This is a genomic window from Sphingopyxis indica, from assembly GCF_032879645.1.
Classification (GTDB): domain Bacteria; phylum Pseudomonadota; class Alphaproteobacteria; order Sphingomonadales; family Sphingomonadaceae; genus Sphingopyxis; species Sphingopyxis indica.
In genome coordinates, this window is sequence record NZ_CP076394.1 from 787,944 (window position 1) to 808,947 (window position 21,004).

General features: G+C 67.8%; 19 protein-coding genes. 9 read left to right on the top strand and 10 right to left on the bottom strand.

The genetic code is table 11. The features are described from left to right. Positions 1–60 precede the first annotated feature (60 nt). The 3 genes from KNJ79_RS03715 (at position 61) to KNJ79_RS03725 (ending at position 3,775) form a co-directional block, all read left to right on the top strand. Complete coding sequence (locus KNJ79_RS03715) at positions 61–975, top strand: energy transducer TonB (protein ID WP_317152841.1); 915 nt, start codon at positions 61–63, stop codon at positions 973–975. A 106-nt stretch (positions 976–1,081) separates the two neighbouring features. Further along, a complete protein-coding gene (locus KNJ79_RS03720) occupies positions 1,082–2,413 on the top strand; it encodes a phosphotransferase family protein (RefSeq protein ID WP_317152842.1) in 1,332 nt (443 codons plus the stop codon). A gap of 66 nt (positions 2,414–2,479) precedes the next feature. Beyond that, a complete protein-coding gene (locus KNJ79_RS03725; protein WP_317152843.1) occupies positions 2,480–3,775 on the top strand; it encodes an acyl-CoA dehydrogenase family protein in 1,296 nt (431 codons plus the stop codon). Positions 3,776–3,973: 198 nt separating this feature from the next. Here the strand turns inward: KNJ79_RS03725 and KNJ79_RS03730 are convergent, their stop codons facing one another. Beyond that, positions 3,974–4,762: a methyltransferase gene (locus KNJ79_RS03730; RefSeq protein ID WP_317152844.1), complete on the bottom strand. Its 789-nt coding sequence runs from the start codon at positions 4,760–4,762 to the stop codon at positions 3,974–3,976. Between the two features lie 122 nt (positions 4,763–4,884). On the opposite strand from KNJ79_RS03730, the gene KNJ79_RS03735 reads away from it, so the two are divergent. Continuing rightward, complete coding sequence (locus KNJ79_RS03735; protein ID WP_317152845.1) at positions 4,885–6,633, top strand: N-acyl-D-amino-acid deacylase family protein; 1,749 nt, start codon at positions 4,885–4,887, stop codon at positions 6,631–6,633. A 112-nt stretch (positions 6,634–6,745) separates the two neighbouring features. Here the strand turns inward: KNJ79_RS03735 and KNJ79_RS03740 are convergent, their stop codons facing one another. From KNJ79_RS03740 to nhaA, 4 genes are all read right to left on the bottom strand, one after another. Beyond that, entirely contained in the window at positions 6,746–7,873 is a 1,128-nt protein-coding gene (locus KNJ79_RS03740) for an aminotransferase class V-fold PLP-dependent enzyme (RefSeq protein ID WP_317152846.1), read from the bottom strand. Then, positions 7,870–8,637: a tryptophan 2,3-dioxygenase family protein gene (locus tag KNJ79_RS03745; protein ID WP_317152847.1), complete on the bottom strand. Its 768-nt coding sequence runs from the start codon at positions 8,635–8,637 to the stop codon at positions 7,870–7,872. The genes KNJ79_RS03740 and KNJ79_RS03745 overlap by 4 nt, the downstream gene beginning before the upstream one ends. 145 nt (positions 8,638–8,782) lie before the next feature. Next, the gene (locus tag KNJ79_RS03750; protein ID WP_317152848.1) at positions 8,783–10,243 is read right to left on the bottom strand and encodes a hypothetical protein; all 1,461 of its coding nucleotides are present in this window, start codon (positions 10,241–10,243) and stop codon (positions 8,783–8,785) included. Next, positions 10,243–11,526, bottom strand: a complete 1,284-nt coding sequence (gene nhaA / locus KNJ79_RS03755) for a Na+/H+ antiporter NhaA (RefSeq protein ID WP_317152849.1) — start codon at positions 11,524–11,526, stop codon at positions 10,243–10,245. The genes KNJ79_RS03750 and nhaA overlap by 1 nt, the downstream gene beginning before the upstream one ends. Before the next feature lie 148 nt (positions 11,527–11,674). Between nhaA and KNJ79_RS03760 the strand changes: the two genes are divergently transcribed. The 5 genes from KNJ79_RS03760 to KNJ79_RS03780 all read left to right on the top strand — a co-directional run bounded on the left by KNJ79_RS03760 (position 11,675) and on the right by KNJ79_RS03780 (position 17,769). Then, entirely contained in the window at positions 11,675–13,099 is a 1,425-nt protein-coding gene (locus KNJ79_RS03760) for a glycosyl transferase family protein (RefSeq protein WP_317152850.1), read from the top strand. Continuing rightward, positions 13,096–14,178, top strand: coding sequence for a hypothetical protein (locus tag KNJ79_RS03765; RefSeq protein ID WP_317152851.1), 1,083 nt, complete (start codon positions 13,096–13,098; stop codon positions 14,176–14,178). Before KNJ79_RS03760 ends, KNJ79_RS03765 begins: the two co-directional genes overlap by 4 nt. Before the next feature lie 104 nt (positions 14,179–14,282). Next, positions 14,283–15,191 (top strand): sulfite exporter TauE/SafE family protein, encoded by a 909-nt coding sequence (locus KNJ79_RS03770; RefSeq protein ID WP_089215224.1) that lies wholly within the window; start codon positions 14,283–14,285, stop codon positions 15,189–15,191. Further along, a complete protein-coding gene (locus KNJ79_RS03775) occupies positions 15,188–15,961 on the top strand; it encodes a TIGR02186 family protein (RefSeq protein ID WP_089215223.1) in 774 nt (257 codons plus the stop codon). Before KNJ79_RS03770 ends, KNJ79_RS03775 begins: the two co-directional genes overlap by 4 nt. Positions 15,962–16,086: 125 nt before the next feature. Beyond that, on the top strand, positions 16,087–17,769 hold the full coding sequence (locus tag KNJ79_RS03780; RefSeq protein WP_394357147.1) for an ATP-binding protein: 1,683 nt from the start codon (positions 16,087–16,089) through the stop codon (positions 17,767–17,769). Positions 17,770–17,821: 52 nt separating this feature from the next. On the opposite strand, the gene KNJ79_RS03785 is transcribed toward KNJ79_RS03780, so the two are convergent. From KNJ79_RS03785 to KNJ79_RS03805, 5 genes are all read right to left on the bottom strand, one after another. Continuing rightward, entirely contained in the window at positions 17,822–18,211 is a 390-nt protein-coding gene (locus KNJ79_RS03785; protein ID WP_317152852.1) for a VOC family protein, read from the bottom strand. 48 nt (positions 18,212–18,259) lie between these two features. Then, positions 18,260–19,405 (bottom strand): cell wall hydrolase, encoded by a 1,146-nt coding sequence (locus KNJ79_RS03790; RefSeq protein ID WP_317152853.1) that lies wholly within the window; start codon positions 19,403–19,405, stop codon positions 18,260–18,262. A 106-nt stretch (positions 19,406–19,511) separates the two neighbouring features. Next, entirely contained in the window at positions 19,512–20,306 is a 795-nt protein-coding gene (locus KNJ79_RS03795) for an ABC transporter ATP-binding protein (protein ID WP_317152854.1), read from the bottom strand. A gap of 168 nt (positions 20,307–20,474) precedes the next feature. Beyond that, the gene (locus KNJ79_RS03800) at positions 20,475–20,654 is read right to left on the bottom strand and encodes a PspC domain-containing protein (RefSeq protein WP_089215220.1); all 180 of its coding nucleotides are present in this window, start codon (positions 20,652–20,654) and stop codon (positions 20,475–20,477) included. Between the two features lie 61 nt (positions 20,655–20,715). Beyond that, positions 20,716–20,844, bottom strand: a complete 129-nt coding sequence (locus tag KNJ79_RS03805; protein ID WP_281252654.1) for a hypothetical protein — start codon at positions 20,842–20,844, stop codon at positions 20,716–20,718. Positions 20,845–21,004 lie beyond the last annotated feature (160 nt).

Sequence of the window (21,004 nt, forward strand, 5' to 3'; positions counted from 1 at the left end):
GGGTGCGCGGGGCAGGATTTACGAATGGGAGGAAGGGCGCGTTGTCTTGCACTGCTCGCTATGGCGCTGGGATTGCTGTCGTCCGGCGCGGCGCCGGCCAAGGATCGCGAGCCGCTGCGGCTTGCCCCAAGTTCGAAATGGCATCTCGACTACGCCAAGGATAGCTGCCGGATCGGGCGCAGCTTCGGCGAAGGCGACCAGAAGGTCACGATATTGATCGACCGCTATGAGCCGGGCGATCCCTTTCGTCTGCAATTGATCGGCAAACCCGTGCGGACCCGTCGGTCAGACGGCATTGCCGAACTTCGCTTCGGGCCGGTCGGGCCGATGCAGGAACGATCCTATTATTCGGCAAATGCATCCGACAAGACGCCGGCGATCGTCCTTCGCGGCGCGATGCGCATCATACCGCAGCCCGACGAACCTGAATTCGAGGACGCAGCCGGTCCGGACGCGGGCGACGACGAGGCCGCGGCCGAGAAGGCGGCCAGGATCGCGATTGCGAAAGCGAAGCGAATCACGCCGGCGGAAGAGGCGGCGGCGACATTTCTCGAAGTGAGGAAACCCGCGCATCAGCCCCTTCTTCTCGAAACCGGACCGCTCGACAAAGCGCTCGCGGCGATGCGCCAATGCACCGACGAACTGCTCGATCATTGGGGAATCGACGTTGCCAAACATGCGACCCTGTCGCGGCCGGTGATCCCGAAAGGCAATCCGGGGCGCTGGGTGCTGCCCGGCGACTATCCGCCGGGCAAGGCCTGGATGGGGCAGCGCGCGATCGTCATGTTCCGGCTGAATGTCGATGAGAATGGCAGCGTCAGCGCGTGCCATATCCAGAATTCGATCGGCGACAAAGCGTTCGACGAAGCGGTTTGCGATGCCCTCAAACGACGGGCACGTTTCGAACCGGCGCTCGATAGCGACGGACGACCGATCCCGTCCTATTGGCTCAATGCCGTGAACTTTCACGTCTGAATGACGCCGGCGGGCGCCGCGAAAGATACGCCATGCCCCTCGTCCTCATGACGGCAAACGCGCTTTGGGTCTTGCAGCCGGCCAAAATACTTAGCATCATTAAGTAATGACCGACCTTGCAGCATCCCTGTCCGCCTTCATGTCGCGCGTCGCCGGGCCCGGGGAGTTGTCCGGCCTCGAGCGCCTGTCGGGCGGGGCGAATATGGAAAGCTGGGCGTTCGACTGGGCGGAAGAAGCCTATGTCCTGCGCCGTGCGCCGTCGGCCGACTATATGGCGGGCCGTCCCTATGGCCATGCGGTCGAGGCGGCGCTGGTGAAGGCGGCGCATGCGGGCGGGGTGAAGGCGCCCGAAGTCGTCGGCGTGCTCGCGGAGGGCGACGGCATGGGGACGGGCTATGTGATGCGCCGCATCATAGCCGAGGTGAGCCCGGCGAAGATCCTGGCGGCGCCGCCGCCATCGCTCGTCGCCGATCTGGGGCGCGAGCTGGCGCGCATCCACGCGCTGCCGCGCGAGGTCATTCCCGAAGGCATCCCCGCGATGGACACCGCCGAAGCGCTCGCCGAGCTCAAGGCGCGCTTCCTCTCCTATGGCGGCGACCGGCCGGCGATCGCGCTCGCGGTCAAATGGTGCGAGGATCATCTGCCCGAGCCCACCGAGCCGGTGCTCGTCCACGGCGATTACCGGATGGGCAATGTGATGGTCGATGCGGGCGGCCTCGCCGCGGTGCTCGACTGGGAACTCGCGCATCTGGGCGACGCGCACGAGGATCTGGCGTTCGGTTGCATGACGGTATGGCGCTTCGGCCAGCTCGACAGGCCCGCGTTCGGGGTCGGCAGCCTCGAGGCGTATTTCGCGGCCTATGAGGCGGCGGGCGGGCGTCCGGTCGACCGCGAACGCTTCCGCTTCTGGCTTATTTATCGCACCCTGTGGTGGGCGCTCGGCTGCCTGCAGATGGGGCAGGCGTGGCGGAGCGGCGCCGACACCACGGTCGAGCGCGTCGTCGTCGGGCGGCGCACCGCCGAGCAGGAACTCGATCTCGTCCGCCTCCTCGAAAGCGAGGCGCCCGAGGCCGAGCGCGCCCGGCCTTTGCCGCCATCGCCTGTCGCGCCCGAGGTGCCGGTGGGCGAGCCGACGAACCGCGAGATGGTGCAGGCGGTGCGCGACTGGCTCGGCGAAGCGATCAAGCCGGGGGCCGAGGGCCATGGCAAGTTTCAGGTCGTCGTCGCGATGAACGCGCTCGGCATCGTCATGCGCGATCTCGACGCCGGCGCGCGGGCCGAAGACAAGAGACTCGCCGAAGCGTTGATGCGCGGCCAGACGACGCTTGCCGAGCCCGGACTGCTGGCCAGGCTGCGCCGCGCGGTGCTCGACAAATGCGCGGTCGACAGTCCGAAATATGCGGCGCTCGCGGCGGCGCGCGCGGACTGGGGCGGATAGCGACGATCTGACGCAATCGAATCACTTCTCCCCTGAAGGGAGGGGCTTGGTCAAAGGGAGAGAGACATGGATTTCGCGGTTCCAGCCGACTTGCAGGCCTATCTGGACGAACTCGATGCCTTCATCGAAGCGGAGATCAAGCCGCTGGAAGAGGCCGACGACAATATCCGCTTCTTCGACCATCGCCGCGAACATGCGCGCACCGACTGGGACAATCAGGGCCTGCCGCGTCCCGAGTGGGAGGCGCTCTTGAAACAGGCGACGCGCAAAGCCGACGCCGCGGGCCACTGGCGCTTTTCGGCACCGAAGACATATGGCGGCAAGGACGGGTCGAACCTGTGGATGGCGGTGATCCGCGAGCATTTCGCCGCCAAGGGGCTGGGCCTGCACAACGACCTGCAGAACGAGCATAGCATCGTCGGCAATTTCCCTTTCGTCGAGATGTTCGAGCAGTTCGCGACGAGCGACGAGCAGAAGGCGGAGTTCATCCTCGGCGGCTTCGAGGGCAAGCGGCGGACGGCGTTCGGCCTCACCGAGCCCGAACATGGCAGCGACGCGACGCATATGGAGACGCGCGCGGTGAAGGAGACCCGCGACGGGGTCGAGGGCTGGCGGATCAACGGCGCGAAGATGTGGACGACGGGGATGCACGTCGCGACGCACTGTGCGACCTTTTGCCGCACTAGCGGCGAGGATGGCGACGCCAAGGGGATCACCTGCCTGCTCGTCCCCAATCCGTCGCCGGGGCTCGCAATCGAGGAGTATCTTTGGACCTTCAACATGCCGACCGATCACCCGCGCGTCAGCTTCACCGACGTGTGGGTGCCCGACAGCGCGCGGCTCGGGCCCGAGGGCGGCGGATTGTCGATCGCGCAGAGCTTCGTCCACCAGAACCGCATCCGCCAGGCGGCCTCGTCGCTGGGTGCCGCGGTCTATTGCATCGAAGAGAGCGTGAAATACGCGCGGGAGCGCAAGCCGTTCGGCGAGGCGCTCGCGAAAAATCAGGCGATCCAGTTCCCGCTCGTCGAGCTCGCGACGCAGGCCGAAATGCTCCGCCTGCTGATCCGCAAGACCGCGTGGGAGATGGACAATATGCCCCACAAGGAGATCGAGCGCACCCTCTCCGACAAGGTGAGCATGTGCAATTACTGGGCGAACCGTCTCGTCTGCGAGGCCGCCGACCGCGCGATGCAGGTGCATGGCGGCATCGGCTATTCGCGCCACAAGCCGTTCGAGCATATCTATCGCCACCACCGCCGCTACCGGATCACCGAGGGCGCGGAGGAAATCCAGATGCGAAAAGTGGCAGCCTGGCTGTTCGGCTATCTGGGGCCGCGGCGCGAGACGCTTGGGAAGGTTTGACCCGAAAGATCGGCGTGGGGTGGCCGGTCGCCGCTTGAACGGGGAACGGACATCCCCTCTCGCTTGCGGGAGGGGCAGCGAGGCTTGCGAGCTTGCTCGTTAGCCGCAGCGGGGTGGGCCACCGCACCGTCGCTGCCCACCCCCAACCCCTCCCGCAAGCGGGAGGGGAGAATTGCGGCCACTCCTGTCCGAAGATCGTCACCCCGGCTTTTTGAACCGCAGCGCAAACTGGTCGGTCTTGCCGCGAATCGCCGCGTCGAAGACGTTCGCGGTGCGCGGGTCGTCGGGGTTGGCGTAGAGGTCGTTTTCGGCGTCGAGCACGAAGCCCGCCTTCGTCAGCGCATCGACCACCGCGGCTTTGTCGATGCGGTGCAGGCTGTCCGAAAGCGTCGTGCCGCTGCCGTCCGCCGCGCTGTGATCGACGACGACGAGCGTGCCGCCGGGCTTCAGCGCCGCGAACAGCGCCGCGCTAGCTTTCGCGCCCGTATCGGCGGGGAAGGGCTTCAAATAGAGGTCGTGGAAATTCTGCACCGTGATGATCGTGTCGAGCGGCACGGGGAAGGCGGGCGCGGCGAAGGGCCCTGCGACGGCGTCGACATTGTCATAGGCCGCGGCGACCGCTTGCTGGTCGGTGCCATATTGCGCCTTGAACGCGATGAATTCCTGCGGCTGAAAGGCATAGACATGCCCCGCTGGCCCGACGACGCCCGCGAGGATGCGCGTGACATAGCCGCCGCCCATCACGAAATCGCCGACGCTTTCGCCGGGCGCGACCTCAGCGAAGTCGATCAGCCTGGCGGGCATGCGCGCGGCGTCGCGCGCGCGGTCGGCATCGGGGCGTTTGGGATCGGCGAGGATCGCGGCATAGTTGGTCGCCATCGGCGCGGGCGCGGCCGAGGCGGCGGTGGCTTCGCCTTCGCCAGAGCCGGTCGCGGTGCAGCCCAGCAGCGCGAGCGCGGCTGTGGCGGTGAGCATCATACGGATCATGCTGGTCTCTCCCATCCTGTTGCCGCGCCATCATAGCGCCTTGCCGCGACACTGGCGCGACAATTTGCATCGCGCGATTTTGATGATAGGTTTCGCGTTGAAACCAAATACGGGAGAGAGAGATGTACGATCTGGTGATTCGCGGCGGCACCGTCGTCGACGGCTCGGGCAGCGAGCCTTTCGTGGCCGATGTGGCGGTCGAGGGCGACCGCATCGTCGCGGTGGGATCGGACATCGGCGCCGGGCGCGAAGAGATCGACGCGGCGGGCAAGATCGTCACCCCCGGCTTCGTCGACGTCCACACCCATTATGACGGGCAGGCGACGTGGGATCGGGAAATGGCGCCGTCGAGCTGGCACGGCGTCACCACCGTCGTCATGGGCAATTGCGGCGTCGGCTTCGCCCCGGCGCGCCCCGACCGTCACGACTGGCTGATCGGCCTGATGGAAGGCGTCGAGGATATTCCGGGCACCGCCCTCGCCGAGGGGATGAGCTGGGACTGGGAGACCTTCCCCGAATATATGGACGCGCTCGACAAGCTGCCGCGCACCGTCGACGTCGCCTGCCACGTCCCGCACGGCGCGGTGCGCGCCTATGTGCTCGGCGATCGCGAACAGCCGGGCGCGGTGCCGACCGCCGAAGACATCGCCGAAATGTCGCGCATCGTCGAGGACGGCGTGCGCGCGGGCGCGCTCGGCTTTTCGACCAGCCGCACCGTGATCCACAAGTCGGTCGACGGCGAGGTCGTCCCCGGCACCACCGCGACCGCCGAAGAGCTGATCGAGATCGGCCGCGCGATGGGGCGCGTCGGCTATGGCGTGTTCGAAATGGCGAGCGACCTCAACCGTGAGTGGAACGAGTTCGACTGGATGGGGAAGCTCAGCCGCGAAACCGGGCTGCCGGTGACCTTTGCCGCGCTCCAGTCGATCGCCAAGGAATTGCCGCTGGGCGAACAGATCGAAACGATGCGCGCCGAAAATGCGAAGGGCGCGAATATCGTCGCGCAGATCGCGCTGCGCGGCAACGGCATCATCATGGCGTGGCGCGGCACGGTGCATCCCTTTCGGTTCCGCCCGTCGTGGCGCGCCATCGAAAATCTGCCGTGGGACGAGCAGAAGGCGAAGCTGCTCGATCCCGCGTTCAAGGCGCAGCTCCTCTCCGAGGAGAATGATTTCAGCGAGGCGCCCAAGGACATATTGGGACTGCTGATGGTCGTCGCGGGCGGCTGGGCGATGCAGTTCGAAATGGACGAGGATTTCGATTATGAGCCCGGACCCGAAGCGAGCATCGCCGCGCGCGCGGCGGCGGCGGGGGTCGATCCCGCCGACTATGCCTATGACTTGCTCTGCCGCGACGATGCGACCGGTTTCGCCTATCTGCCGATCCTCAACTATGCCGACGGCAACCTCGACTTCCTCGAAGCGCTGCAGGATGCCGACGACACGGTGAACAGCCTGTCCGACGGCGGCGCGCATTGCGGGACGATCTGCGACGCCGCCTCGCCGACCTTCATGCTCCAGCATTGGGTGCGCGATCGCAAAAGAGGCGGGCGCATCCCGCTCGCGCGCGCGATCAAGCGCCAGTGCCGCGATACGGCAGTGCTCTATGGGCTCGAGGATCGCGGGCTCGTCGCGCCGGGTTATCTCGCCGACCTCAATGTCATCGACATGGAGAGGCTGAAACTCGGCAAGCCGTGGCTGGCCTTCGACCTTCCCGCGGGCGGCAAGCGCCTGTTGCAAAAGGCCGACGGCTATGTCGCGACGGTGAAGTCGGGGCAGGTGACCTTCAAGGACGGCGAAGGGCAGGGCGTCTATCCCGGCGGCGTCATCCGCGGGCCGCAGCGCGTCGAAATGGCGATGGCGGCGGAGTGATAACGAGCGTCGCTAACTGAATTTCATGTGCTCCCGCGAAGGCGGGAGTCCATCTCCCGACGGCGCCATATTGAGCCGGCCGGAGATGGGTCCCCGCCTTCGCGGGGACACATTATTTCAAGGCCGCCACCGTCCGCTCGACGTCCGCGACGCCGCTGTAGGCGTGGAACGACAGCCGCATCACCGACCCCCGAAAATCGGCCTTGATCGCCTGCGCGTCGAGCGCCGCGGCGACGCGCGGCTGGTCGGCGCCGGTGTCGATGCACAGCGTTCCGCCGATGGCGCCGTCCGGCCAGCGCCAGTGCGGGGTCTGCGCCTCGAGCGTGTCGCGGAGCATCGTCTGGAGCGCCAGATTATGCGCGCGGATGTGCTCGACGCCGAGCGCGGCGATCTCGGCGATTCCCGCCGCCGACAGGATGAAGGGCGCGACGTCGGGCGTGCCGCCCCACCAGCGCCGCGCGTCGGGGGCATAGCGGAAGTCGGCTATGTTCATCTCGAACGGATTTTCGTGGCTCCACCAGCCGCGCTCGGCGGGGTCGAGCGCGGTGCGGTCGTGCGGCGCGACCCACAGCCACGCCGCGCCGGGGCCGCCGCATAGCCATTTGACGCTGGTGCCGAGCAGCGCATCGACGCCCCATAGGGCGGGCGTCACCGGCACGACGCCGACCGCCTGCGCGCTGTCGGCGATGCAGCGCGCGCCCGCGGCGTGCGCGGCGGCGGCGATGCCTGCTAGGTCGGCGAGCGCGCCGCTGTTCGAGCTGACGTGCATCGCGATCACCAGCGCGACCTCGTCATCGAGCGCGGCGGCCCAGCTCGCGGGATCGCGAACGTCGGCGTCGGCGGGGAGGTAACGCGCACTCCAGCCTTCCGCCGCAAGCCCGCCGACGACATAGCCGATCGTCGGAAAGGCGCTCGGCGCAAGCAGGATCGTGCGCCGCGGCGTCGCCGCGCCGAGCGCCGAGAGATAGCGCGAGAGGCCCGCGCTGACATTGGTAGCGGGGCAGAGGTCGCGCGGCTCGACGCCGAGCAGGCCGGCAAGTGCGGCGCGCCACTCGTCGATCGCCTCCAGCCAATGTGGCCACGCCTCGCCGGTCTCGGCCCAGGGCATCAGCAGCTTGTCGCGCAGCAACGCTTCGGCGGCGCGCGGCTGACAGCCGACGCTGTGGCTCTTGAGATAGGTGACGCCGGGCGGCAGGTGGAAGCGCCCTGCGACGCTTCCGGGCAGCAACGCGCCGCTCACAGCCCGCTGCCGTGGCCGGGGGCGCCATGGCCGCTGATGCTGTCGCGCTTGACGCCATATTCGGCGCCCCAGCGGTCGGTCATCTCGGCGCGAATGTCCCACAGCTCGGGGAAGAAGCGATGGCGCGCGCCGGCGTTCAAAAGCTCGACGGGGCGACCCTTCAAGGATTTCGACCCCATGCCGATCGAGCGGTGGATCAGCTGGATATGGTGGGCGCGGAACAGCTGGAACAGCTCGTCATACTCGACCAGCGCCTCGGCGACCATATAGGCCTCGTCATGCCGGTAGCCGCTGTCGTAAACGTCGGCGACGCTGCGCCCCTCGGGCTCAAGATAGACGGCCTTGTAGCGCGCCCACAGCGGCTGCGGCAGGGTGAGCAGGAGCTGGAAGCCTGGGCTTTCCTGCCCCGAGCCGTTGCCGAGCTGGAGCCGGATCGACTGGTAATCGAACGGGCTCATCGTTTCGAGCAGCGACAGCTGGTCAGTCATCAGCCGCATCAGCCGGTGGACGCGGTCGAACAAGGTCAGCACGCGCATCGTCTCGCGCGCCGCCATATGGCCGTCGATTTCGGCGAGGGTGAAGGCGATGAGCTTCATCCACAGTTCCTCGACCTGATGGACGATCTGGAACTGCAGCTCGTCGGGGGTGCAGAGGCCGGCGAGCGGCTTCTGGCAGCCGAGCAGGCGGTCGACGGCAAGATAGACGCCATAATCCTTCATGTCGGGCGTCTCGATACGGCGGTGGGTTTCGGTCCTGTCGAGCATGGGGAATTCCCCTTCAAAAATGTGGCACGGGCGATCGAAAGGGCGCGCGGGCACGCGCCGGATCGTCAGCCGCGCGGGGCGACCCCCGCGGGCGGGCGGCGGGGCGAGCCCCACTGGCCGAGCCACAATATGGCGGCGGCGCTGCTCATGGCGCGAGCAGGTCCGCCGGCAGCGTCGGCTCGCTGAGCATCAGCGAAAAGCGCCGCCAGATTTCGTCGCGGTCGGCACCGCCGCGTTCGAGATAGTCCTTCACCATCGCCTCGCCGATAGCATAGTTGATCACGTAGCTGCGATATTGTTCGGTGAAGGCGACCGATTTTTCGGCGCGCTCGTGCGAGACGAGCTGATATTTCTGCGTCAGCGCGACTGCGGCCTGCCGGTCGATCTGCCCGTCGAGATATTGCTGCGCGATCGTCAGCCGCGCGCCCTGCAACGCCTTCATCGCATCGAGGAGTTGCCAGTAGCGATCGTCGGTCGGCGTCGCGATCTCGGCGAGCGGCATCAGCACGTCGCGCTCGGTGTCGGGGCGCGTCTTGTCGGGGAAGGCAAGGTCGATGCCGTAATTGGCGCTGCCCTCGGCGAGCAGGCTTTGTGGGCTGTAGAGCGGATAGACGCTGAATTCGAGCCAGCCGCGCGCCTTTACCAGCTGCTCCTCGATCTTCATGTTGAACAGATGATGGCCCGGATAGCCCTCGTGGCAGCCGAGGTCGAGCGCGCGCGACAGGCGGATCGGCAGGTCGGTGTTGATCTCGATGATGCTCGTATAGGCGCCGACATAATGGTTGTAGCCGCTCCAGCTCTTGCCGGTGACGAACTTCATCACGAAATTTTCGCCCTCGGGCATCGTCACATGCGCCGCGGTGCGCCCGCGGCAGCGCGCGATCGCGGCGTCGAAGACTTTTTCGAGCCGGTCCTTGGGAATGGTGAAGCGGTCGAGATACGCCTCGACGCGGCCCGCAAGCGGGCCGTCGCCCGGCACCAGCGCCGCGATCTTCGCCAGCTCGGCGTCGTAGCTCGCGAGCGGTTTGAGCTCGGGACGCACGCCGAACAGCCGCTCGGCCTCTTCGGCGAAGGGAAAGCGCTTGCCCTGCATCATCATCAGCCGCGTCTCGGCGGCGACGAGCTGCGCACGCAGGAAGGCGGCGCGGCGGCGCTCGATCGGGTCGGCGAGGTTCGGTGCCGCAGCATCGAGCAGGTCGATCAGCCGCCGCGCCTCGGCCTGCAGGGCCGGCACGTCGCGCGGCGCGGTCAGCGCGTCGGCGATCAGCTTGGGCGGGCCGTAATAGGCGTCGATATAGCCCTCTTCATGCGCGCCCGCCTCGAGCGTCAGGATGAGGTAGGCGGCGGCGGCTTCCTTGAGCCTGTCCTGCGCCTGCGCCGCCGCTGCGGGATCGACCTTTGGAGCGGTGAGCGGCCAGGCGTCGGGGACGACGGCCGGCGGCGTGGGAGCCGGTGGCGGCGATTCCGGTGCCGCTGCGTGCGACGCGCCTTCCTTCGCCTTGCGCTCGGCGACGTGGCGGCGCATCTCGGGATCGAGCGCATAGCAGCCCGACAGTGTCGGCGCCGCCACCGACGCCAGCAGCAGACAGGCGATCGCGCGGCGCATCAGGCGGTCGCGGTTCCCCGCGCGTCGGACGTGTCGCGCACGTCGCCGTCGCCGTCGATCTCGCCATCGGACTCGGTTTCGACTTCGTGATGGCGCGGGTGCAGCGGCGCGAGGCGCAGCACGGCATAGCCGGTGAGCGCCGCGAGCAGCGATCCCATCAAAATGCCGATCTTGGCTTCCTCGACGAGCAGCGGCCGGCCCGGAAAGGCGAGCCCGCCGATGAACAGGCTCATCGTGAAGCCGATGCCGCAGAGCACCGCGACGCCATAGATTTGCAGCCAGGTCGCGCCGCGCAGCTTGCCCGCGATGCCGAGCTTCACGCTGAGCCAGACGCTGCCGAAGATGCCGATCTGCTTGCCGAGGAACAGGCCCAAGGCGATGCCGAGCGGCAAGGGGGCGAAAATCTGTGCGAGCGTCAGCCCGCCGATGTCGACCCCGGCATTGGCGAAGCCGAACAGCGGCACGATCGCGAAGGCGACCCAGGGGTGCAGCGCATGTTCGAGGCGATGGAGCGGCGAGGTCGCGCTGTCGGGGTGGCCGGGGGTCTTTTCGAGCGGGATCGCCATCGCCGCGAGCACCCCGGCGATCGTCGCATGGACGCCCGAGAGCAGCATCGCATACCAGAGGATAATGAAGAGCAGCAGATAGACGATCAGGCTTTTGACCCCCGACCGGTTGAACAGATACATGATGCCGAGTACCGCCGCCGCGCCGCCGAGCGCGATCAGGTTGATCTTGGCGGTGTAGAAGAGCGCGATGATGACGACCGCGCCCATATCGTCAACGATCGCGACGGTGACGAGAAACAGCTTCAGCGAGGTCGGTGCGCGCTTGCCGAGCAGCGCTAGGACGCCGATCGCGAAGGCGATGTCGGTCGCCGCCGGAATCGCCCAGCCCTGCGCGAGCCCCGGCGTGCTGCCTGCGGTCGCCATATAGAGGATCGCAGGCATCGCCATCCCCGCTGCCGCGGCGATCATCGGCAATCGCCGCCGGTCCCAGCTCGCGAGGCGGCCGTCGACGAACTCGCGCTTGATCTCGAGCCCGACGAGCAGGAAGAAGATCGCCATCAGTCCGTCGTTGATCCACAGATGTACGGTCATCGGCCCGAGCTTGTCGGTGAGCACCGGGCCGGTTACCGCATGAATCGCGTCGTGATAGAGATCGCCGAGCGCGCTGTTCGCGACGAACATCGCCAGCGCCGCCGCGGCGATGAGCAGCATTCCGCCGGCGCTTTCGCTTTCGAGGAAGTCGCGCAGGGCTGAACGGGGCGAACTGAGAGCCATCGAGCCTAAAATCCTGTCATTCTGGTTCTAATTGGTCGCCCTCTTAGCGTCCCGACGGGGGTTCGTCACCTTTACAAACCCGATTCAATCCTTACGCCTTGATGACAGGGGGCGGCGGCAACGCCGCGAGGGGGATCGGGGCGAACAGGTGGAACTCGCAACCGAATGGCTCGCCTGGCTGGTCCAGCGCGTCGGGCACGAACTGATGCTGTTTGCTGCGGTCGGCGTGCTGCTGATCGGGCTCGACGACCTGATGCTCGATGCGTTGTGGCTGGCGATGCGCGGCCGGCGCCGCGCGGCGCCGCGCGGCGGCAGCGAAAGGACGCCGATCGCCGGCCGCTTCGCCGTCTTCGTCCCCGCGTGGGACGAGGCGGCTGTGCTTCCGGCGATGATCCGCCGGACGCTCGCCGCCTGGGAGGGTGAGGATTTCCGCCTCTATGTCGGCTGCTATCCGAACGATGCTGCGACCCTGATCGCCGTCTCGCCACTCGTCGCGCGCGACCCGCGGCTGCGGCTGGTCGTCGGCGACGCGGATGGGCCGACGACGAAGGGCGACAATCTCAACCGGCTGTGGACCGCGCTCGGCGAGGACGAGCGCGCCGAGGGTCTGCGCTATGCCGCGATCCTGCTGCACGATGCCGAAGATCATGTGCATCGGGGCGAGCTTGCGCTGTTCCGGCTCGAACTTGCGCATCATGCGATGGTGCAAATCCCGGTGGTTCCGATCATCGAGCGCGGCGACCGCTGGATCGGCGCCCATTATGGCGACGAATTCGCCGAGGCGCACGGCAAGGAACTCGTCGTGCGCTCGGCGCTCGGTGTGCCCTTGCCGTCGGCGGGCGTCGGCTGTGCGCTGACGCGGCAGGCGCTCACGCTGCTGGCGATCGAACGCGGCGGCCAGCCGTTCCGCGCCGACAGCCTGACCGAAGATTATGAGGTCGGGATGCTGATCGGCGCCTATGGGCTGCGCTCCGCCTTTGTCACGGCGACCGACCCCGACGGCGATCCGATCGTCTCGCGCGGCGAATTTCCCGCGCGGCTCGATTGCGCCGTGCGGCAAAAGGCGCGCTGGATCGCGGGCATTGCGCTCGAGGGCTGGGATCATCTCGGTTGGCTCGATCCGATCGCGGGCGGCAAGCCGGTGCGAAGCTGGGCCGCGCGATGGATGCTGTGGCGCGACCGCCGCGCGCCGCTGGCGGCGCTCGTCCTGCTCGCCGCTTATGGCGGAGCGGTCCTCGCGGCCGTCGCCCTCGCCGGCGAAACATGGCTCGGCTGGGCGCCGCGGACCGAGAGCGGAGCCATGCGGCTGCTGATCGCGTTCGACGCGGCGCTGCTCCTCTGGCGGCTCGGGATGCGGGGGCATTTCACCGCGCGCCGGTATGGCGTCCGCGCCGCGCCGATGGCGCTGCCGCGTGCGTTCGTCACCAACATCATCGCCATCCTTGCCGCCCGCCGCGCCGTTCTGCTCTACAGCCGGATGCTGCGATCGGGCGAGGTCGTGTGGGACAAGACCGATCATGGCGCGACCGCAGCGCCGGTGCGTCCCATGCTTGCCGCCATACGCCGCCGGTGATGGTGCGGCGACAGGGGACGCGCGCGCATCGCGACGCGCCGGCGCTACGCTTTTTGCTGCTTTGTCTCGCGGGCTGGACCGCATTTCGTCTCGCGGCGAACTGGAACCCGGCGGCGCCCGAGCCGCCCCTCATGCCCGCGCGCGCATGGGCGACACAGGCGATCGCCGGGCCCGCGCAGGCGAGTGTCCGGCCGCGCCGCCGGACGCTCGCCATCGGGATGCTGGCGCCATCGGCGGCCGCCGGGCGGCGCGTGGACGGTCCTGGCCGCCATGCGCCGGGCCCGGCTCCGACGAGCGGGCTTCCGGCCTCGTCCCCCGGCAGGGCTTCATCGGCGGCGGCGCCCGGACCCGCCCCGTCGTGGCGGGGGCCGCATGACCTCCCGCCGACCGCCGGGCCGGCAAGCGGCGGACCCTTTTGGATGCGCCGCGACCTGTCGGGCTGGAGCGCGTCGGCCTGGGCCTTCGTACGGAGCGGCGCGGGCGCGGCGCCCGAAGCCGTCGCCGCGGCGGGCCAGATCGGCGGCAGTCAGGCCGGGCTGCGCATCGCCTATGGCCTGGGTCGCGACGGCCGCGCACGTGCCTATGGCCGGGCGACTGTCGCGCTCGACCGGCCGCGGCAACGCGAATTTGCCGCCGGTATCGCTTTTGCGCCAGTGCCCGCGCTGCCCGTCGACATTGCCGTCGAGCAGCGCGTCGCCGCCGGCAGCGAGGGGCGCACCGCGCTCGCGGCGATGGCCTTCGGCGGGGTCGGCGATGTCGCGCTTCCCGCCGGCTTTCGGCTTGAGGCCTATGCACAGGCGGGCGTGGTCGGCGCACAGCGTCTCGACGGTTTTGCCGATGGTGCGGTCGTGGTCGATCACCGCATCGGATCGAACCCGTCGCTGCCGTTCAGCGTCGGCGCGCTCGCGGCGGGCGCGGTGCAGCCGGGCGCGGCGCGGCTCGATGTCGGACCCAGGCTGACGCTGCGCCTGCCCCGCCTCGCGAAGGGGAGCCGGATCGCGATCGACTGGCGACAGCGGATTGCGGGCGATGCGGTGCCCGGCAGCGGCGTCGCGGTCACGCTCGCCGCCGATTTCTGATTTTCTGCCGCACCGCACCGCAGTCGATTCCCCACCCCGCGAAAATCGTCTAGGGTCCAGCGGAATCGGCGCTATCCGGGCGCCGTGGACGTCACCCGAGGCCCATGGATCTCTATCTTCCCGTCGCCAATCTGTCGGTCAATGCGCTGGTCATCGTCCTGCTCGGCGGCGGGGTCGGCTTCCTGTCGGGCATGTTCGGGGTCGGGGGCGGATTTCTGACCACGCCTTTGCTCATCTTCTATGGCATTCCGCCGACGGTCGCCGCGGCGTCGGCGGCGACGCAGGTGACGGGCGCCAGCGTGTCGGGCGCGATGGCCTATCTCGAGCGCGACGGGGTTGATCTGCGCATGGGATCGGTGCTCGTGACGGGCGGGATGATCGGGTCGTTGATCGGCGCCGGCCTGTTCGAACTGCTCACCGCCTGGGGACAGATCGATACGGTGATTTCGATCCTTTACGTCGCGCTGATGGGATCGGTCGGGACGATCATGGGACGCGAGGCGCTGGGCGCGCTGCGCGCGATGCGCGAGGGGTTGCCGCCGCCGGCCCGCAAGCGGCGCCACCACCCGATGGTCGCCAACCTGCCGCTGCGCTGGCGCTTCTATCGCTCGGGCCTCTATATCTCGCCGCTCGCACCGCTGCTGCTTGGCATGGCAGTGGGGATCATCACGATGCTGCTCGGCGTCGGCGGCGGCTTCATCATGGTCCCGGCGATGGTCTATCTGCTCGGCATGGGGACGCAGGTGGTTGTCGGAACCTCGCTGTTCCAGACGCTGTTCGTGACGATCGCGACGACGATGGTTCACGCGCTGACCACCGGCGCGGTCGACCTGGTGCTCGCCGCGCTGCTGCTGGTCGGCAGCGTCACCGGCGCGCAGATCGGCGCGCGCTTCGCGCAGACGGTGCGGCCCGAATATCTGCGCGCGATCCTCGCCGCGATCGTGCTGCTCGTCGCGCTGCGCATGGCTGTCGATCTCTTTATCCGGCCCGACGAAATCTATACGGTGCAATGAGGCGCGCGGCGCTCTTTCTGGTCGCGCTGCTCGGCGCGGCGGGCTGGGCGATCGCCGCGCGCGCCGCCGATCCGCGGCTAGTGCCCGACGTGTCGAGCCGCGCGATCGACATCCAGTACAGCTTCACCGGCGAGGAGCTGTTGCTGTTCGGTGCGATCCTCTATCCTGGACAGCGGCTGCCCGACGACCGCGCCGACATCGTCGTCGTGCTGAAGGGGCCGGTGCGGCCGATCATCCTGCGCGAAAAGCAGCGCGTCGCGGGGATCTGGGTCAATGCCGACAGCATCCGCCTGCGCACTTCGCCCGGATTTTACGCGATCGGTTCGTCGCGCCCGATCGACCAGCTCGTCGACGAGCGCACCGCGGCGATCTTCGAGCTGGGGCTGAGCAACCTGTCGATGTCGCCGACGGGCTTTTCCGAAGCGAAGACGCTGGCCCGCTTCGAGAACGGGCTGATCGACCTCTATCGGCGGCAAGGCCTGTTCTATGAGGATCCGAAGGCGGTCGAGATTACCGAGGGCGTGCTCTATCGCGCGCGCATTCCGGTGCCCGCGCGCGTGCCGGTCGGCAATTATCGCGCCGAAACCTATCTGATCAGCAAGGGGCGCGTGATCGCGGTCGCCGCGCGCGATGTCGAGATCCGCAAGGCGGGGTTCGAGCGTTTCGTCGCGCTCGCGGCGCAGCGGCACGGCTTTCTCTATGGGCTGACCGCGGTGCTGCTCTCGGTCTCGCTCGGCTATGCCGCATCGGCGATTTTCCGCCGCCGCTAGGGACGGCGCCCGGCAACAACATAAGCGCTTTCTTTACCAACTGCTGCGATACCCCATACCGGGACCACAACAGGCGGGGCATTGGGATGGATATGCAGGGAAGCGGCCAGCGAGCCGGCGAGGCGATGGCTGCGCAACATGTGCGGCTGGCAGGGGGCGGAACGGTTACCCCGGCGACGGTCGCTGCCCCGGCCGCGGCGCATCACCGCGACGAATTGCTCGTCGGCGAAGTGATCGACATAGCGGGCTCGGCCTCGCGCATCCTGCTCGATGCAGCCGCGCTGCAGCGCCTGTCGGCCTCGACCGACGCGGCGGTCGCGATGGCCGGACAGGTCGGCGCGCAGGTCAAGGTGCGCGTCGGCAATGTCTGGCTGCTCGCGAGCATCCGCGACCAGCAGCTCCACCAGGGCGGCGACGGGCTGATCGCCGCCTCGGTCGATTTCCTCGGCGAAGGCGACGAGGAGAAGCTGACCGGGCGCATCCATAATTTCCGCCGCGGCGTGACGCGCTACCCGGTTCCGGGGAGCGAGGTCTTCGCGGCGACGAGCGCCGACCTCAAGCAAATCTATGCCGCCGACGAGCGCGCGCATGTCGAGATCGGCACCGTCTATCCGACCAGGGATATTCGCGGCTCGCTTTATGTCGACGCGATGCTCGGCAAGCATTTCGCGCTGCTCGGCTCGACCGGCACCGGCAAATCGACCAGCGCGGCGCTGATCCTTCACAAGATCTGCGAGCTCGCGCCGCAGGGCCATATCGTGATGGTCGACCCGCACGGCGAATATTCGGCGGCCTTCAAGGGCACGGGCGCGCTGTTCGACGTCGACAATCTCGCCATGCCCTATTGGCTGATGAACTTCGAGGAGCATTGCGAGGTTTTCGTCACCAGCGAGGGGCGCGAGCGGCAGGGCGACTGCGACGTGCTCGCCAAATGCCTGCTCCAGGCGCGGCAGAAGAACCGGCTGGCCGAGGGGATGAGCAAGATCACGGTCGATTCGCCGATCCCCTATCTGTTGTCCGACCTGCTCAGCATCCTCACCAACGAGATGGGCAAGCTCGACAAGGCGACCTCGTCGGCGCCCTTCATGCGGATCAAGGGCAAGATCGAGGAAATGCGCGCTGACCCGCGCTATAATTTCATGTTTTCGGGGATGCTCGTAGCCGACACGATGGCGAATTTCCTCGGCAAGATCTTCCGCCTGCCGTCGGATGGCCGTCCGATCTCGATCATCGACGTGTCGGGGGTGCCGTCGGACATCACGGGGGTCGTCGTCGCGGTGCTGTCGCGCCTGACCTTCGACTATGCGATCTGGTCGCGCGGCGAACCGCAGCGGCCGATCCTGCTCGTGTGCGAGGAAGCCCACCGCTACATTCCGTCGAAGGACGTCGGCCAGGGGCAGGCGGTGCGCAAGATCCTCGAACGCATCGCCAAGGAAGGCCGCAAATACGGCGTGTCGCTCGGCCTGATCACGCAGCGTCCGTCGGATCTCGCCGAAGGCGTGCTGTCGCAGTGCGGCACGATCATCTCGATGCGCCTCAACAACGAACGCGACCAGCATTTCGTCAAGGCTGCGATGCCCGAAGGCGCGCGCGGCTTCATCGATTCGATCCCGGCGCTCCGCAACCGCGAATGCATCATCTGCGGCGAGGGCGTGTCGATTCCCATCCGCGTCTATCTCGATACGCTCGAAGAGGACAAGCGCCCGGCGTCGAACGATCCGCTCTTCTCGAAACTGTGGCGCGAAACCGGCGGCGAGGTCGAAATCCTCGATCGCGTGGTCAAGCGCTGGCGGAGCCAGGGTCGGTAAAACGGCCGACCAGCCTCATGTCGTCATCCCGGCCTTCGCCGGGATGACGAATCTAGCTGCTCGCCGGCGGCTCCCAAAGCTCGATCGGATTGCCCTCGGGGTCGTGGACGCGGGCGAAGCGGCCGACGGCGGGGTCGTCCCACTCCTCCTTGATGATGATTTCCTCGCCCGCCTCGCGGAACGGCGCAAGCACGGCGTCGAGGTCGTCAACGCGCAGGTTGAGCATATATTGGCGATCGGCTGGGAAATAGTCGCTGTCGGCCTTGAACGGTGCAAAGACCAGCGGACCCGCCGCGGTGCTCCAGCTCCATTCCTCGACCGGCCCGGCGGCGTCCGCGCTGCACCCGGCGCCGACGCCGAGCCGCTCGCGATACCAGGCGTTCAACCCGTCGGGATCTCTCGCGCGAAAGAAGAAGCCGCCGACGCCCTTGACATGTCCCATGGCAAACCTCCGTCGTTGAGGTGATGGAGGCAGTCTAGGCGCGCGGCGTCAGCGAATCCACTCCCCGCTGTTCTGGAACTCATCGCGGACTTCGCCCGACCGGTTGAGCCGCGGATCGGCATAGGTCGGCTGTGCCGGTGCCGGCTTTGCACCGGGAACGGGCGTACCGATCGCGCGATCGCCCTGAGCCATCGCGCCCGGCAGCGGGGCGGGCGCGACATCGGGGAGCGGCGCGGCGGTGCTGCCGCTGCCCGCGGGAAGCAGCGCGGTCGGCGCGGTGCCCTGCGCGCGCGCGGCGAGCTGGTCGGCGACCGCCAGATAGGGCCCGGGAACCGGCTCGCGGCCGAGATAGGGCACACGGAACGCGTCGGGCATCCCCCAGCGCCCGCGCCAGCGGTGGAAGATATGCGCGCCGACGATGTTCGTCATCACCAGGCTCTGCCCCCAGCGCGGCCAGATCGCCGTGGTGTGATAATGGGTGGCGAGCCCGACGCCGGGAAAGACCGCGCCGCCGAGCGCTGCCGAGGCGATACGGCTCGCGCGCAGCCAGCCGGCGCGGTTCGGCGCGCGTGCCATCGCGCCGTCGCAGGCGAAGGTGAACTGGCAGACGCCGGCGCGCTGCGACCCCTGAAAGACGACGCCGCACACGCTGTTCGGGAAGCTCGGATGGCGGACGCGGTTGAGCACCGTCTGCGCGACGCCGCGCATCCCGGCGTCGGTCTCCGACCCCGCCTCGTAATAGACCGCGGCGGTCAGGCAATAATGCGCGCGCTCGCGGTCGGTCGCGCTCGCGCCGCGAAAGACATAGGGTTTGGCGGGCGGTCCCACGAAGGCCTCGTCGCGCAGCGCGGCGGGATCGACGGGCGGCAGCGCGGTCGCATCGGCATAGTCGATGCTGCGCGGGTCGGGCAGCGACGGGTCGATCTTCAGCGCGTCGGCATAGCTCTCCGAATTCATGATCGCCCAGCGCTCGGGGTCAAAGGGCTTGAAGTCGAGCGGCACGCTGACGCGATACGCCCCGCTTTCGCGCGGCCGCAGCTGGCCTGCCGACAGCAGCATCGCAAGGCAGGCGACGGTGACCGCCGCGATCAGCCCGGCCCAGAAATTGCGCGACGGCCCGGCCAGCGCGGCGGGCGCCGGATCGCGCCAGCCGGACGACCCGGCCCGCTCGGTCAGATGAAGTTCGGGCTTCATGCGCGCGCTATACTTCCAATTGCGTCGCCGGGCGAATGATTCGCGGGGGCGAAACCCAGCAGTCTGTCATAGCGCGCGAGGTGCGAATAAATGATTGAACCGCGCCTCAGTGGTCGATGTCGGCGCGATACCAGGCGCCGTGCGTGCGAACCGCGATCGGCAGGTCGAACAGCGCGCTGAGCGCATCGCTGGTCAAAAGCTCGGCCTTGGCACCGTCGCGCGCGATCCTGCCGCCGCGCAGCATCACGATCCGGTCGATTTCGGGCAATATCTCCTCGATGTGATGGGTGACGAGCACCAAGGTCGTGCCGCCCGCCGCGATGCCGCGCAGCATGTCGAGGAAATGGTGCCGCGCCGCCGGGTCGAGCCCGGCGCAGGGTTCGTCGAGGAGTAGCGCGCGCGGGCGGTGCGCGAGCGCACGGGCGATGAGGACGCGGCGCGCCTCGCCGGTCGACAGGCTCGCGATGCTGCGCCCGATCAGATGATCGGCCGCCACTTCCGCGAGCGCGGCGCGCGAGGCGTCGATCATGTCCTGCGTATAATGCTGGTGCGCCCACAGGCCGCGCGAGGCGAAAAAGCCGGAAACGACGCAATCGAGCACCTCGAGCGGCGGCTCGGCGTCGAAATCGAGCTGCATCGTCGAGGAGACGATGCCGAGATGCCGGCGCAGCTCGAAGACGTTCCAGCTGTCCTGCCCGAAAATGCGCACGTCGGCGCCCCAGGCGGGGTAGAGCTCGCGCGCGATGAGCTTGACCAGCGTCGACTTGCCCGACCCGTTGGCGCCGAGGATCGCGGTATTCTCTCCAGCCGCGATCGAGAGCGCGGGAAGGTCGAGAATGCAGGCCTCGTCGGCCATGACGCGGACGCCCGCAAGCGCGAGGAGGGGATATTCGTCAGCCATGACCGCGCCCTCAGCATGACGCGATGCGCGAGGGAAGAGGAAATCGCTGCCGCGCCGGCGCGGCGCCATCAAAGAGAAGGCCCGCCTGCGGAAGCCGGCGGGCCATCGGTCTTGGGAAATATGCGGGCCGCTATCTGTCGCCGCGCAGGCGACCGGCCCATGGAGCCGCTAGGGCGCGAGGATCGCGACCGTCAGATAGAGCAGCACCGGCAGGCCGAAGCCGAGCAACGTCAGCGCGACGAATGCGACGCGCGTCCACAAGACGTCGAAGCCGAAATGGTCGGCCATGCCCGCGCACACTCCGAAAAGCATGGCGTCACGACGATTCTTGCGAAAACCCTGTTTCATTTCTTTCCTTTCCATGCCGGCCCCCCGGGCCGGCGCTTGCTGGGGTGTGGGGGGCCGCCGGTCAGATGACCAGACGGCCGAATTCCGTGCCCGTGGGGCCGACCGCGGCCAGGAACATCATCGAGCAATAGAGCGAGGCAACCGCGGCGATCGCGTAGCTCTTGAGCGAGTCGGTGTTGAAATGAGCCATTTTTGAAGTCCTTTCGTTCCGTCCTGCCGGACCATCCGGTGGATGCCCGATACTTTGCAGGGACCGTGCCAAACTCATTCATTGGCGGTTAACCGCCGTTTTCGTCGACGTTGAAATGATCCGCTTCCGAAAATTTTCCGATAGGGAGGTGAAAAATCCC